Origin of the sequence: Pseudomonas sp. SBB6 (assembly GCF_024213215.1) — a bacterium.
Taxonomy (GTDB): domain Bacteria; phylum Pseudomonadota; class Gammaproteobacteria; order Pseudomonadales; family Pseudomonadaceae; genus Aquipseudomonas; species Aquipseudomonas donghuensis.
Genome location: NZ_JANAVH010000004.1, coordinates 305,047 through 319,350 on the forward strand (window position 1 = coordinate 305,047; position 14,304 = coordinate 319,350).

General features: G+C 64.1%; 9 protein-coding genes. 6 read left to right on the forward strand and 3 right to left on the reverse strand.

Features of this window, described 5'->3' with window-relative positions; genetic code table 11:
* The 3 genes from NLX68_RS10250 to NLX68_RS10260 are packed head-to-tail and all read left to right on the forward strand — an operon-like array spanning position 1 to position 6,446.
* On the forward strand, positions 1–5,313 hold the full coding sequence (locus tag NLX68_RS10250) for an Hpt domain-containing protein (RefSeq protein WP_254283888.1): 5,313 nt from the start codon (positions 1–3) through the stop codon (positions 5,311–5,313).
* The gene (locus NLX68_RS10255) at positions 5,306–5,773 is read left to right on the forward strand and encodes a chemotaxis protein CheW (protein ID WP_254283889.1); all 468 of its coding nucleotides are present in this window, start codon (positions 5,306–5,308) and stop codon (positions 5,771–5,773) included. Before NLX68_RS10250 ends, NLX68_RS10255 begins: the two co-directional genes overlap by 8 nt.
* Before the next feature lie 55 nt (positions 5,774–5,828).
* Positions 5,829–6,446, forward strand: coding sequence for a hemolysin III family protein (locus tag NLX68_RS10260; RefSeq protein WP_254283890.1), 618 nt, complete (start codon positions 5,829–5,831; stop codon positions 6,444–6,446).
* On the opposite strand, the gene NLX68_RS10265 is transcribed toward NLX68_RS10260, so the two are convergent.
* Both NLX68_RS10265 and NLX68_RS10270 read right to left on the reverse strand, forming a co-directional pair.
* The gene (locus NLX68_RS10265) at positions 6,443–7,162 is read right to left on the reverse strand and encodes a 16S rRNA (uracil(1498)-N(3))-methyltransferase (RefSeq protein WP_010221505.1); all 720 of its coding nucleotides are present in this window, start codon (positions 7,160–7,162) and stop codon (positions 6,443–6,445) included. The genes NLX68_RS10260 and NLX68_RS10265 overlap by 4 nt on opposite strands.
* Before the next feature lie 99 nt (positions 7,163–7,261).
* The gene (locus NLX68_RS10270) at positions 7,262–8,668 is read right to left on the reverse strand and encodes an adenosylmethionine--8-amino-7-oxononanoate transaminase (protein ID WP_254283891.1); all 1,407 of its coding nucleotides are present in this window, start codon (positions 8,666–8,668) and stop codon (positions 7,262–7,264) included.
* A 191-nt stretch (positions 8,669–8,859) separates the two neighbouring features.
* Between NLX68_RS10270 and NLX68_RS10275 the strand changes: the two genes are divergently transcribed.
* The 3 genes from NLX68_RS10275 (at position 8,860) to NLX68_RS10285 (ending at position 12,143) form a co-directional block, all read left to right on the forward strand.
* Positions 8,860–10,716 carry a flavin monoamine oxidase family protein gene (locus NLX68_RS10275; RefSeq protein WP_254283892.1) on the forward strand — a complete coding sequence of 619 codons (1,857 nt, stop codon included), beginning with the start codon at positions 8,860–8,862 and terminating at the stop codon, positions 10,714–10,716.
* A 263-nt stretch (positions 10,717–10,979) separates the two neighbouring features.
* A complete protein-coding gene (locus NLX68_RS10280) occupies positions 10,980–11,531 on the forward strand; it encodes a cytochrome b (RefSeq protein WP_254283893.1) in 552 nt (183 codons plus the stop codon).
* Between the two features lie 33 nt (positions 11,532–11,564).
* Positions 11,565–12,143: a YceI family protein gene (locus NLX68_RS10285; RefSeq protein WP_254283894.1), complete on the forward strand. Its 579-nt coding sequence runs from the start codon at positions 11,565–11,567 to the stop codon at positions 12,141–12,143.
* 64 nt (positions 12,144–12,207) lie between these two features.
* Here the strand turns inward: NLX68_RS10285 and NLX68_RS10290 are convergent, their stop codons facing one another.
* On the reverse strand, positions 12,208–14,124 hold the full coding sequence (locus NLX68_RS10290; RefSeq protein ID WP_254283895.1) for a DEAD/DEAH box helicase: 1,917 nt from the start codon (positions 14,122–14,124) through the stop codon (positions 12,208–12,210).
* Between the last annotated feature and the right edge of the window lie 180 nt (positions 14,125–14,304).

Consider the following 14,304-nt stretch of genomic DNA (forward strand, 5'->3'; position numbering starts at 1 on the left):
ATGGCGGATCGGCACGATACGGTAGCGCTGGCCTGGGTCAAAGGGGCGATTGCCGACTGCCTGGGCCAGGCGCGCCTGACCCTGGAGCACTTCGCCGCCGAGCCCGGAGATGAAGCGGTGCTCGATGGCTTCGTCGAACAGCTGCATCAGGTGCGCGGAAGCCTGCTGATGCTCGAACTCAATGGCGCGGCCCTGCTCGCCGAAGAAATGGAACAACTGGGTCTGGCCTTGCGCCAGGGCCGGGCCAGCCAGCGCGGTGAAGCGCTGGGCGCACTGTTTCGCGGCCTGGAGCAATTGCCGCTGTACCTTGAACGCCTGCGCAGCGCCCGCCGTGACCTGCCGCTGGTGGTGCTGCCGGTGCTCAACCTACTGCGTGCCGAGCGCGGCGCCGAGCCCCTGGCGCAGGACAGCCTGCTGACCAGTAGCCCCGCTGACGCTGAAGAACTGGCCAACCTCGACCTGTACCTGGGTACCTGGCGCGATCGCCTGCAGGCCGGGCCTGATCGCGATGCGCTGCGCTCCGTGGTCGCCGCTTTGTGCGAAGACCTCAAGCGGGTCAAGGAGCGTCTGGACCAGTTCGTGCGTGGCGATCGCCAGCATCTGGACGAGCTGGAGCCGTTGCTGGCGCCGCTGCGGCAGATCGCCGACACCCTGGCCGTGCTCGGCTTTGGCCAGCCGCGCCGAGTGATCATCGATCAGGTGCTGGTGCTGCAAAGCCTGGCCCAGGGCCAGCGTGAACCGGCCGATGCGCTGTTGATGGATATCGCCGGGGCGTTGCTGTATGTCGAGGCGACCCTGGCCGGCATGGTCGGGCCGCTGGAGCAGAGCAGCCAGAGCCCGCTGCCGGGCACCGATCTGGCGGAGATTCGGCATCTGGTGCTGGAAGAGGCCTTCGCGGTGTTGCAACAGGTCAAGGACCTGATCGGCGATTGCCTGGATGCTGGCTGGCAGCCACAACGCCTGCAGCCACTGCCTGGCTTGCTGCAGCAAATCCGTGGCGCCCTGGCGATGCTGATGCTGCCGCGGGCAGCGGCGTTGATCGGCCACTGCGGCGACTATGTACATGAGCATCTGCTGGGCAACGAAACCCTCACTGAGCCTTCGGCCCTGAGCCATCTGGCCGAGGCCTTGAGTGCCTGCGAGTGTTACCTGCAATGGCTGATTGCCGACCCCCAGGCCAATCCCTCACGGTTCCTCGAGGCGGCCCAGCACAGCCTTGCTGCCCTGGGTTATCGCCTTGAGCCGGAACCTGCTGTGATAGAGGTGCCTGCGGTAGCTGCGCCTGACGTCATGCCGATCGACGACGAGTTGCGCGAGATATTCCTTGAAGAAGCCAACGAGCTGCTGCCGTTGCTCGATGAAATGTGGGCCCGTTGGCAAGCCGACAGCGCCGATCGCGAAGCCCTGATCGAACTGCGCCGCGGCCTGCACACCCTCAAGGGCAGTGGGCGCATGGTCCGCGCCCAGGCGCTGGCGGAGCTGGCGTGGGCGGCGGAGCACCTGCTCAACCGTGTGCTCGAAGGCCGGGTGGAAATCGGCGTGGCGCCCTTCGCCGCCTTGCAACAAGCCCTGGATGAGATGCCTGCGCTGCTTGGCGAGTTTGCCCAGGCCCTGGCGCCGGCCCATCCCGAGATTGAGCAATTGGCGACGCATCTGCATGCGCTGGCCATGAATGATCCGCACAGCGAGGCCGAGGCCAGCGAAGCCATTGACCCGCAATTGCTGGAGATATTCCGCAACGAGGCCCTGGGGCACCTGGACAGCCTCGAAGCCTTTTTGCGCGAGGCCGATCAGCACCTGCCGCTGCCGGTCAGCGACAACCTGCAGCGCGCCCTGCACACCCTCAAGGGCAGCGCGGCGATGGCCGGGGTGTTGCCGATTGCCGAGCTGGCCGGTGCCCTGGACTTACTGGCCCGCGAGTTCAAGGCCCATCTGCTGGCCTTTGATCTTGAAGAAATCTACCTCCTGGAAACCGCAGAGCCGCTGCTGCGCCGTGGCGTGCAGCAGCTTTCCAGTTCACCGTTGGCGCCGATTGCCGGGGCTGCGACGCTGATTGCCGATATTCACCAGGTGGTCGATGCGCGCCTGCAGGCGTTGCTGGAGGCGCCGAGTCAGGGCTTGCGGGTCAAGCGCGACCCGCAACTGATTGCCAGCTTCCTGGCCCAGGGCATGGACATCCTGCTCGACGCCGAGTCGTTGCTGCTGCGTTGGCAGGAGCATCCGGGTGAGCGCCAGGAGCTCAATGCGCTGCTCGATGAACTGACCACCCTCGGCCAGAGCGCGCACTTGGCCGACCTGTGGCAGGTAGACGAACTGTGTGAAGCCTTGCTCGACCTCTACGGTGCAGTGGAGGAGAGCAGCCTGGCGGTCAGCCCGCGATTCTTCAGCGAGGCGCAGAGCGCCCATGAAGCGCTGATCGACATGCTCGACCAGATCGCCGCCGGCCAGGAAGTCGACCCGCGCCCGGAACGCTTGCAGGCCCTGCGTGAGCTGCTCGACGAAGGCCTTGAGCCGTCGGCCATGGGCCTGGTCAGCAGCCAGGGCGGGGCAATCACCGAGCTTGCCAGCGCCACCGCCGAACTGGCCGCCCAGGCGCCGGACCCGGCCATGCTCGAGCTGTTCCTCGATGAGGCCAACGACATTCTCGACAGTGCCGACCAGGCCCTGGCGCGCTGGCTACTGGATACCGATAACGCCTCGGCGCTGTCGTCGCTGGCCCGTGACCTGCAAACCCTCAAGGGCGGCGCACAGATGGCCGCCATGGGCGCGTTCGAAGTGCTGGCGCAAGAGCTTGAGCTGCTTTACGAAGGCCTGGTGGACCGGCGCTTCAGCCCCGGTGCCGAGCTGTTTGCCCTGCTCAAGCGCAGCCACCAGCAACTGGCGCAGATGCTCGAACAATTGCAGCAAGGCCAAGTACCGGCCGCCCAGGTCGAACTGCTGGCGGCGCTACGCGAGTTCCGTCATGACGCACCGCCGCCTGCGGTTGTGGATAAGCCTGTCGAAGCGCAGGAGGACGCTGGCGACAAAGAGTTGCTGGAGATCTTTCTCGAGGAAAGCCTCGACCTGGTCGAAAGCTCCAGTGCGGCCCTGCTGCGCTGGCAAGCCGAACCGCGCAATGGCGTCGAGGTCGAAAACCTGCTGCGTGACCTGCACACCCTCAAGGGTGGTGCACGCATGGTCGAGATCGGGCCGATCGGCGACCTGGCCCACGAGCTGGAGTTCCTCTACGAACTGCTTGCCGCCGGCCAGTTGCAACCCAGCCCGGCCCTGTTCAGCCTGCTGCAGAACTGCCATGATCGCCTGGCCCACATGCTCGATGCCGTACGCCTGCAACAGCCGCTGCACGCGGCCACGGCGCTGATCGACTACATCCGCAACTTCAGCAGCGCGGCATTGGCCGATACCGCCGCCGGCCAGGCGCACCCGGACACTGCTCCGCCGGAACTGCCGGTGACCGCGCCTGAGCGTGGCGCCGGCGACATGGTCAAGGTGGCCTCGGAGTTGCTCGATGACCTGGGCAACCTGGCCGGGGAAAACTCGATCATCCGTGGCCGCATCGAACAGCAGGTCAACGATGCGCAGGTGGCCCTGAACGAGATGGAAACCACCCTGGAGCGCATGCGCGACCAGTTGCGCCGCCTGGATACCGAAACCCAGGGGCGCATTCTCAGCCGCCAGGCCGACGGCGACGGCCAGGCCTATGATGACTTCGACCCGCTGGAGATGGACCGCCATTCGCAACTGCAGCAGTTGTCGCGGGCACTGTTCGAGTCGGCTTCCGACTTGCTTGACCTCAAGGAAACCCTGAGCGTGCGTGCCCATGACGCGCAGAGCCTGTTGCAGCAGCAGGCGCGGGTCAACAGCGACCTGCAGGAAGGCCTGATGCGCACCCGCATGGTGCCGTTCGAGCGCCTGGTGCCGCGCTTGCAGCGGGTGGTGCGGCAGGTGTCCAGCGAGCTGGGCAAGCAGGTTGAACTGGTGATCGGCAATGCCGAGGGCGAGATGGACCGCAGCGTGCTGGAGCGCATGATGGCGCCGCTGGAGCACATGCTGCGCAACGCCGTCGACCATGGCCTGGAGTCGCGCGAGGCGCGCCTGGCGGCCGGCAAGCCGGAGCAGGGGCTGATCTCGCTGAACCTGTTGCATGAAGGCGCCGATATCGTCATCGAAATGACCGATGACGGTGCAGGGGTGCCGCTTGAGGCCGTGCGGCGCAAGGCGATCAAGCGTGGCCTGCTTGACCCCGCGGCGGTGCTCAGCGACCACGAGATCATGCAATTCATCCTTCAGCCGGGGTTCTCCACCGCCGAGAAGATCACCCAGATTTCCGGGCGTGGGCTGGGCATGGACGTGGTCCATGAAGAGGTCAAGCAGCTCGGTGGTTCGATGGTGATCGAGTCGAAGCCGGGCAAGGGTGCGCGTTTTCTGATCCGCCTGCCGTTCACCGTGTCGATCAACCGTGGGTTGATGGTCCTGTACGGTGAAGAGCAGTACGCGATTCCGCTGAACACCATCGAAGGCATCGTCCGCGTGCCGCCGGCCGAGCTTGAAGCCTGCTACCAGCTCGACCCGCCGCATTACCGATACGCCGGACACCGCTATGAGCTGCGCTACCTGGGCGAGCTGCTGCAGGGCGCGGCGCAACCAAAACTGTTGGGCCAGAGCCTGCCGCTGCCGGTGTTGCTGGTGCATTCCCACGATCAACAGTATGCCGTGCAGGTCGATGGCCTGGCGGCCAGCCGCGAGATCGTGGTCAAAAGCCTGGGGCCGCAGTTCGCTGCGGTCCAGGGGTTGTCCGGGGCGACCTTGCTGGGTGATGGCCGGGTGGTGCTGATTCTCGACTTGCTCGGCCAGTTACGCGGCTTGCAGCAGCAGTTGGCCCTGCACCATCGCAGCAGCGAAGGCCTGCGCCGGGAAAACCATGGCAGCGTGCCGGAGCGGCCGCTGCTGGTGATGGTGGTGGACGACTCGGTGACTGTGCGCAAGGTCACCGGGCGGCTGCTCGAACGCCACGGCATGAACGTGCTGACCGCCAAGGACGGGGTCGACGCCATGGCCCTGTTGCAGGAGCATCGTCCGGACGTACTTCTGCTGGACATTGAAATGCCGCGCATGGACGGCTTTGAAGTTGCCACACAGATTCGCCACGATCCCACGCTCGAGGACCTGCCGATCATCATGATCACTTCGCGTACCGGCCAGAAACACCGCGACCGGGCCATGGCCATCGGCGTCAACGACTACCTGGGCAAGCCCTATCAAGAGTCGGTGCTGCTGCAGAGTATTGCCCAATGGAGCCGCCGCGATGCTTGAACAACCCGCCCGGCATAACCGGCGCAGCAGCCTGACCGGCTTGCTGCTGCCCTTGAGCGATCGCTGCCTGGTGCTGCCCAACGTTGCCGTGGCCGAACTGATCGGCTTTCAGGCCGGCAGCCCGGTGCTGGCGTCGCCTGAATGGTTGCTTGGCTGGATCGACTGGCGTGGCCAGCGCTTGCCTCTGCTCAGCTTCGAATCGGCCTGTGGCGGCCAGCTACAGGTTGGCGAGCGGGCGCGGATTGTCGTGCTCAATGCCCTGGGCAGCAGCCCGCTGCGCTTTGTTGCCTTGCTGGTGCAGGGCATTCCACGCTCGTGCAAGCTCGACAGCCAGCTCAACTACGTCGATGTGCCGCTGGCCGCCCTGGAGATGGCGGCGGTGCAGGTGGGCGAACAGGTGGCGCGGGTGCCGGATCTTCCTGCACTGGAACAACTGTTGGTGGACGCAGGGGTGGTTTGAAACATTTGCCTGTGTAGGATGGGAGCCCTGTTACTAGTCAGGAGGATCCTGTTGCATGTATCACGGTGAACGTTTCAATGCCTGGACCCATCTGGTCGGCGCCGTGCTGGCTTGCATTGGCGCCATCTGGTTGCTGGTGCTGGCAAGCCTGCAAGGTGACCCCTGGAAGATCGTCAGCCTGGCGATCTACGGTTTCACACTGTTGTTGCTCTACAGCATCTCGACGCTTTATCACAGCGTGCGCGGCAAGGCCAAAGTGGTCATGCGCAAGCTCGATCACCTGTCCATCTACCTGTTGATTGCCGGCAGCTATACGCCGTTCTGCCTGGTCAGCCTGCGCGGGCCGTGGGGCTGGAGCCTGTTCGGGGTAGTCTGGGGGCTGGCGGTGATCGGCATGCTGCAAGAGATCAAGCCGCGCTCCGAAGCGCGGGTGATGTCGATCATCATCTATGCACTGATGGGCTGGATCGTGCTGGTGGCGGTCAAGCCACTGCTGGCCAGTCTCGGCGCCGCAGGCTTTGCCTGGCTGGCGGCCGGTGGTGCGTTCTACACCATCGGCATCATCTTCTTCGCCTACGACAGCCGCTTTCGCCATTGGCATGGCATCTGGCACCTGTTCGTGATTGCCGGCAGCCTACTGCACTTCATCGCGGTGTTCTTCTACGTGCTCTAGAAGTCGCCCCACAGCTGCTGGGCGACGGCCAGGGCCACCACCGGCGCGGTTTCGGTGCGCAGCACCCGCGGGCCAAGGCGCGCGGCATGGAAGCCGGCGCCTTTGGCCTGCTCCACTTCTGCTTCGCTCAGACCGCCCTCAGGACCGATCAGAAAGGCCAGGCTGGCCGGCTTCTGGTGGCTGACCATCGGTTCTGCGACCGGGTGCAGGACCAGCTTGAGGTCTTCGTCGCAGGCCTTGAGCCAGTCGGCCAGCAGCTGTGGTGGGTGAATCACCGGCACGCTGGAGCGCCCGCACTGCTCGCAGGCACTGATTGCCACCTGGCGCCAGTGGGCCAGGCGCTTGTCGGCGCGCTCATCTTTCAGGCGCACTTCGCAGCGCTCGCTGACGATCGGGGTAATGGCACTGACACCCAGCTCGGTGGCCTTCTGGATGGCCCAGTCCATGCGCTCGCCGCGGGACAGGCCCTGGCCGAGGTGAACTTGCAGGCTTGAGTCGGCTTGCCCGGCGAAGGCTTCGTCGAGCTGCACGCGGACGGTTTTCTTGCCGACTTCGAGCAACTGGCCGCGAAACTCCTGGCCGCTGCCGTCGAACAGTTGCACGGCATCGCCGGCGGCCATGCGCAGCACGCGGCCGATGTAGTGGGCCTGGGCTTCGGGCAGGTCGTGGGCGCCGAGGCTCAGGGGGGCGTCAATGAAGAAGCGGGACAGTCTCATGTACGAACTCTAAAAATGTGTTGGCAGTGCGGGCTTCATCGCGGGGCAAGCCCGCTCCTACAAGGATCTCTGTAGGAGCGGGCTTGCCCCGCGATGCTGTTAGCCCGGATCGCGGAAGTCAGGGTGAAAATCAGCCGGCACCGCCACGCTGACGCTGCTGCGGGTGGCGATGTCGATGCCCTCGGTGGCCACCTCGGCAAGGAAGTCGATCTGCTCCGGGGTGATCACGTAAGGCGGCAGGAAGTACACCACGCTGCCCAGCGGGCGCAGCAGGGCACCGCGACTCAGGGCGTGCTCGAAGACCTTCAGGCCACGGCGCTCCTGCCACGGATAGGCGGTCTTGCTGGCCTTGTCCTGGACCATCTCGATGGCCAGGGCCATGCCGGTCTGGCGCACTTCGGCGACATGCGGGTGGTCGACCAGGTGCGCGGTGGCGGTGGCCATGCGCTGGGAGAGGGCCTTGTTGGCTTCGATGACGTTGTCCTGCTCGAAGATATCCAGGGTCGCCAGCGCCGCGGCACAGGCCAGCGGGTTGCCGGTGTAGCTGTGCGAGTGGAGGAAGGCGCGCAGGGTCGGGTAATCGTCGTAGAAGGCGCTGTACACCTCGTTGGTGGTCAGGCAGGCGGCCAGCGGCAGGTAGCCACCGGTCAGGGCCTTGGACAGGCACAGGAAGTCCGGGCGGATGCCGGCCTGTTCGCAGGCGAACATCGTCCCGGTGCGGCCAAAGCCCACGGCGATTTCATCGTGGATCAGGTGCACGCCATAGCGGTCGCAGGCTTCACGCAGCAGCTTGAGGTACACCGGGTGGTACATGCGCATGCCGCCAGCGCCCTGGATCAGCGGCTCGACGATGACGGCGGCAACCGTGGCATGGTGTTCAGCCAGGGTCTGCTCCATGGCCGCGAACATAGTGCGCGAGTGTTCTTCCCAGCCCATGCCCTCGGGGCGCAGGTAGCAGTCCGGGCTCGGCACCTTGATGGTGTCGAGCAGCAGCGCCTTGTAGGTCTCGGTGAACAGTGGCACATCGCCGACCGACATCGCCGCGATGGTTTCGCCGTGATAGCTGTTGCTCAGGGTGACGAAGCGCTTTTTCTCCGGCTGACCTTTGTTCAGCCAGTAGTGGAAGCTCATTTTCAGCGCCACTTCGATGCAGGACGAACCGTTATCGGCGTAGAACACCCGGTCCAGGCCTTCAGGGGTGATCTGCACCAGGCGCTCGGACAGCTCGATCACCGGCTGATGGCTGAAGCCGGCGAGGATCACGTGTTCGAGCTGGTCGACCTGATCCTTGATGCGCTGGTTGATGCGCGGGTTGGCATGGCCGAAAACGTTGACCCACCAGGAGCTGACGGCGTCGAGATAGTGCTTGCCTTCGAAGTCTTCCAGCCACACGCCTTGGCCGCGCTTGATTGGAATCAGCGGCAGTTGTTCGTGATCTTTCATCTGGGTGCAGGGGTGCCACAGGACCTTGAGGTCGCGTTGCATCCACTGTTGGTTGAGGCCCATTTCGATTCTCCTGGCGACGGCGGCTCGGACATGCCGCGCAAGCCTATGCAATGCGCCGGCCGAGAACAACCCGTGCGCTGCAATCAGGGTGCTGGCGTTGCTGGCGGGGGCGCTTGGCGTGGCGTATCCTTCGGCTATTCTTTCTGGGGGGATCCCCCCAAACACTTCTGCTTTGATCCGGAGTTCGCCAAATGTCTGCTGGTTGGCTGCGCGCGTGTGCGCTGGTAATGATAGGACTGTTCAGCGGCACTGCGCTGGCCAAGGACAAGGCCCCGACGGCAATCGTCGTCGGTGGCGGTCTGGCCGGCCTGACAGCCGCCTATGAGTTGCAGAACAAGGGGTGGCAGGTGACCCTGCTGGAAGCCAAGGCCGGCATGGGCGGGCGCTCAGGCTTGGCCACCAGCGAATGGATCGGCAACAGCAAGGCCCAGCCGGTGCTCAACCAGTACCTGGATGCCTTCAAGCTCAGCACCCTGCCGGCACCGGAGTTCGTGCGGACCCCGGGTTACCTGATCGACGGCGAGTATTTCAGCTCGACCGACCTGGCCACCAAACAGCCGGCCACCGCCGAGGCGCTCAAGCGTTACGAGAAGACCCTCGACGACCTGGCGCGTTCGATCGACGATCCGCTGAACCCAGCGGCCAACAGCACCCTGTTTGCCCTCGACCAGCTCAACGTCTCCGGCTGGCTCGACAAGCTGCAGTTGCCGGCCACCGCACGCCAGTTGATCAATCAGCAAATCCGCACCCGCTACGACGAGCCGTCGCGCCTGTCGCTGCTCTATTTCGCCCAGCAGACCCGCGTCTACCGTGGCGTCAGCGACCGTGACCTGCGCGCGGCCCGCCTGCCAGGCGGCAGCCCGGTACTGGCCCAGGCCTTTGTCAAACAGCTGAAGACCATCAAGACCCAATCGCCGGTCAGTGCCATCGTCCAGGACAAGGACGGCGTCACCGTCAAAGTCAGTAGCGTGGGTTACCAGGCCGATTACGTAGTGCTGGCCGTGCCGCTGCGCGCCCTGTCGAAAATCCAGATGACCCCGGGCCTGGACGCCAAGCACCTGGCTGCGCTCAAGGGTACCAACTACGGCTGGCGCGACCAGCTGATGCTCAAGTTCAAGACCCCGGTGTGGGAGAGCCGCTCGCGGATGTCCGGCGAGATCTACAGCAACACCGGCCTGGGCATGCTCTGGATCGAGCCTGCGCTCAAGGGCGGCGCCAACGTGGTGATCAACCTTTCCGGTGACAACGCGCGTCTGCTGCAAGCCTTTGGCGACAAGCAGATGGTCGATCAGGTGCTGATCCGCCTGCACGCCTTCTATCCGCAGGCCCGCGGTGCCTTCACCGGCTACGAAGTGCGCCGTTATAGCACCGACGTCGGTACCGGTGGCGCTTACCTGGCCTATGGTCCTGGCCAGATCAGCAAGTACTGGCGCCTGTGGGAGCGTCCGGTGCAGCGTATTGCCTTTGCGGGCGAGCACACCGATGCGATGTACCCGGGCACCCTCGAAGGCGCCCTGCGCAGTGGTCAGCGCGCTGCTAGCCAGGTCCAGGACCTGGCGGCCGGCAAGTCGTTCGAACCGGTCAAGGCGGTGGCGGCCACCGCTGCTGCAGGCACCGCTGCGGCGGCGGCGAGCAAGGGCAACTTCTTCAGCAACCTGTTTGGTGGTTCGTCCGACAAGTCGGCCAAGGCCGAGGAGCCAGTGAAGAAGGAAGAGGGCAAGCCAGGGTTCTTCAAGCGTCTGTTCGGCGGTGCTGACAAGCCTGCCGAGCAGCCATCCGCCAAGCCTGCCGAGGTTGCCCCGGCATCCGCCCCGGCTGTTGCACCGGCACCCACGGTAGCACCGGTTGCCAAGGAAGAACCGGCCAAGGCGCCGGTAAAAGCGGCCCCGGCCAAACCTGCGGCCAAGCAGGCGCCGGCGAAAAAACCGGTGGCCAAAGCGCAACAGCAGAAAAAGACTGCAGCCAAGGCTGCGCCAGTGAAGAAAGCCGCTGCCAAGGCGGAGCCGGTGAAAAAGCCGGTGGCCGATACCCAGGCCAAGGCGCAGTAATGCGCTGACTTCATCGCCGGCAAGACCGGCTCCCACAGGGTTTTGTTCAAGCCGAACCTGTGGGAGCCGGCGTTGCCGGTGATGGGCCGCGCTACGGCCCCAAGACCCTCAGGGTCTTCCCTTCCCACGTAGTTAATGTTTCCTTAATAGCTTCGTTTCATACTAAAGATCATATTTCTCGATATTTCAGAGCAAGTTTTTCTGCTTTTAATCGATAAATAACTCGTTAGTCTTGAGCACAGTTCTTACAGGGAAACACGGCAATGCAACTGCGCAATTCATCTTCTCGTTATGGCCTTGTCAGCATCTTCCTGCACTGGGGTGTTGCGCTGGCCGTATTCGGCCTGTTCGGCCTGGGCCTGTGGATGATGGGCCTGGACTACTACAGCGCCTGGCGCAAAGACGCCCCCGACCTGCACAAAAGCATCGGCCTGGTGCTGCTTGGGGTAATGCTCCTGCGTGTGCTCTGGCGCTTTGTCAGTCCGCCCCCGCCGGCTCCGGCCAGCCACGGCAAACTGACTCGCCTGGCCTCCACTGCCGGCCATGGCCTGTTGTACCTGGGTTTGTTCGCGGTGATGATTGCCGGTTACCTGATTTCTACCGCCGATGGTGTTGGCATTCCGGTGTTCGGCCTGTTCGAAGTGCCGGCGCTGGTCAGCAATCTGCCCGACCAGGCCGATGTCGCCGGCGAGATCCATTTCTACCTGGCCTGGGGCCTGGTGATTTTTGCCGGGTTGCATGGCCTGGCCGCCCTGAAGCACCACTTTATTGACCGTGACGCGACCCTGATCCGCATGCTGGGCCGCAAAGCTTGATGTTCAACCTCAACTCCAAAGGGATATAGACGCATGTTGAAAAAGACTTTTGCCGCTCTGGCGCTCGGTACCGCACTGTTGTCCGCCGGCCAAGCCATGGCAGCAGATTACAAGATCGACAAGGAAGGCCAGCACGCCTTCGTTGACTGGAAGATCAGCCACCTGGGCTACAGCTTCATCCACGGTACTTTCAAGGATTTCGATGGTTCCTTCAGCTGGGACTCGACCAAGCCTGAAGCCAGCAAGATCGCGGTCGACCTGAAAACCGCCAGCCTGTGGTCCAACCACGCCGAGCGTGACAAGCACATCGCCAGCAAAGACTTCCTCGATGTGAAGAAGTACCCAGAGGCCAAGTTCGTGTCCACCGCCGTTAAATCCACCGGCGAGAAAACCGCTGACGTGACCGGCGACCTGACCCTGCACGGTGTGACCAAACCGGTGATCTTCAAGGCTACCTTCAACGGTGAAGGCAAGGATCCATGGGGTGGCGAGCGTGCCGGTTTCAACGCCAAGACCACGCTGAACCTGAACGACTTCGGCATCAAAGGCCCAGGCCCTGCATCGCAGACCCTGGATCTGGACATCTCGATCGAAGGCGTCAAGCAGAAGTAATTGCTGCTGAACGAACAAAAACGCCGCCCCTAGGGGCGGCGTTTTTGTTGGCGCGGTCGCTGAATCAGCGGTTGCGCGTCAGCAAAGCAGGTTTCTCGCCACGTGGACGGCTTGGCAGTTGCTCGAGCTGCTCGGCAGTCGGGAAGCGATCGACCTTCGATTCCTTGTGCATGATTTTCGGCTGCGACTGGCCTTCACGCGGGTTGCGCACGGCCGGTTCCTGGCTCGATTGATCATCGCGGGCTGGACGACGGTTACGACCGCCACCGCCACCGCCACCACCGTCGCGGCGCGCCTGGCCGTCACGGCTGCCGCCACCACTACGGGCACCACCACCGCGTTTCTCGCCATTGGCCGAAGCACTGCCACTGCCACCGCTACGCGGACCGTTGTTGCTGCGTGGCTGACCACCACGTGGCTGGCCACCCGTACCGGCGCCCGCCTGGGCAGGTGCACCCGGGCGACGGTTGCGGCCCTGGTTGCCCTTGTTCTGGTAAGGGCTGACGTAGTCGGCGCGATTACCGAAGTTGTCGACTTCGTCATCCAGGAACTCTTCCGGATCACGGTTGGTCGGCACTGGCGGGATACCTGGCTGAGCCGACTGGGCCTGACGCGGTTTGTTGTCGCGCGGCTTGCGCTCCTGGCGGCCGCCAGCGGATTTCTCCGCGGTTTTTTCCTTGTCCTTGTCGCGGCCTTTGTCTTTGCCCTGATCCTTGCCCTTGTCCTTGCGACCGCCACTGTTGGCATTGCTGCCATCGGCACGTTGGCCACGGCCAGCGCGCGGATTGTTTTGCGGACGTTCACGGGTTTCGGGTTTTTCCGCTTCGACCTTGGAGGCGTCAAAGCCCATCAGGTCGCCATCCGGGATTTTCTGGCGGGTGACGCGCTCGATGCTCTTGAGCAGCTTTTCTTCATCCGGAGCGACCAGCGAAATGGCCTCACCCGAGCGACCGGCACGGCCGGTACGGCCGATGCGGTGGACGTAATCTTCCTCGACATTGGGCAGCTCGAAGTTGACCACGTGCGGCAGTTGGTCGATGTCCAGGCCACGGGCGGCGATGTCGGTGGCGACCATGATGCGCACGGTACCGGCCTTGAAGTCGGCCAGGGCCTTGGTGCGGGCGTTCTGGCTCTTGTTGCCGTGGATCGCGGCGGCGGTCAGGCCGTGCTTTTCCAGGTACTCGGCCAGGCGGTTGGCGCCATGCTTGGTACGGGTGAACACCAGTACCTGTTCCCAGGCGCCGGTAGTGATCAGGTGCGCCAGCAAGGCACGCTTGTGGCTGGCCGGCAGGCGGTAGACGCGTTGTTCGATACGCTCGACGGTGGTGTTCGGCGGCGTGACTTCAATGCGCTCCGGGTTGTGCAGCAGCTTGTCGGCAAGGTCAGTGATGTCCTTGGAGAAGGTCGCCGAGAACAGCAGGTTCTGGCGCTTGGCCGGCAAACGGGCGAGGACCTTTTTCACATCGTGGATGAAGCCCATGTCGAGCATGCGGTCGGCTTCGTCCAGCACCAGGGTTTCGACGTGGGACAGGTCAACGCTGCCCTGGCCGGCCAGGTCGAGCAAACGACCCGGGCAGGCTACCAGTACGTCAACGCCCTTGGCCATGGCCTGAACCTGGGGGTTCATGCCGACGCCACCAAAGATGCAGGCGCTGACGAATTTGAGGTCGCGGGCGTAGACCTTGAAGCTGTCGTGAACCTGGGCGGCCAGTTCACGCGTCGGGGTCAGCACCAGTACCCGCGGCTGGCGTGGGCCATGACGCTGGGATTTGTCCGGGTGACCGCCTGGGAACAGGCGTTCAAGGATCGGCAGGGCGAAGCCGCCGGTTTTACCAGTACCTGTCTGGGCGGCAACCATCAGGTCGCGGCCTTGCAACACGGCGGGAATGGCCCGCTGTTGCACCGGAGTGGGCTGGGTGTAGCCCGCTGCCTCGATGGCGCGGACTAGAGCCTCGGAGAGACCGAGGGAAGCAAAGGACATGAGTAATCCTGTTCTAATGGGGGCTGAGCCCGATGGGATAATCTTGCCTGGCGCGACGGGCATCAGGTGATGCTATCGCGTCCGGTCCTGCAGGGCCTTCAATGCGCATCCGGGGCGGCGGGCGGGCTCTTGGCCGCGCTGTCCTGCCGGTCGGGATGCCTTTTGCAAGGCCGAGCGTCC

Bases quoted from the DNA above. Each gene is read 5' to 3' on its own strand.
- NLX68_RS10270 (WP_254283891.1), bottom strand. From the start codon at position 8,668: ATGGGCCTCAACCAACAGTGGATGCAACGCGACCTCAAGGTCCTGTGG.
- NLX68_RS10260 (WP_254283890.1), top strand. From the start codon at position 5,829: ATGTATCACGGTGAACGTTTCAATGCCTGGACCCATCTGGTCGGCGCC.
- NLX68_RS10280 (WP_254283893.1), top strand. From the start codon at position 10,980: ATGCAACTGCGCAATTCATCTTCTCGTTATGGCCTTGTCAGCATCTTC.
- NLX68_RS10285 (WP_254283894.1), top strand. From the start codon at position 11,565: ATGTTGAAAAAGACTTTTGCCGCTCTGGCGCTCGGTACCGCACTGTTG.
- NLX68_RS10290 (WP_254283895.1), bottom strand. From the start codon at position 14,124: ATGTCCTTTGCTTCCCTCGGTCTCTCCGAGGCTCTAGTCCGCGCCATC.
- NLX68_RS10275 (WP_254283892.1), top strand. From the start codon at position 8,860: ATGTCTGCTGGTTGGCTGCGCGCGTGTGCGCTGGTAATGATAGGACTG.
- NLX68_RS10255 (WP_254283889.1), top strand. From the start codon at position 5,306: ATGCTTGAACAACCCGCCCGGCATAACCGGCGCAGCAGCCTGACCGGC.
- NLX68_RS10265 (WP_010221505.1), bottom strand. From the start codon at position 7,162: ATGAGACTGTCCCGCTTCTTCATTGACGCCCCCCTGAGCCTCGGCGCC.
- NLX68_RS10250 (WP_254283888.1), top strand. From the start codon at position 1: ATGGCGGATCGGCACGATACGGTAGCGCTGGCCTGGGTCAAAGGGGCG.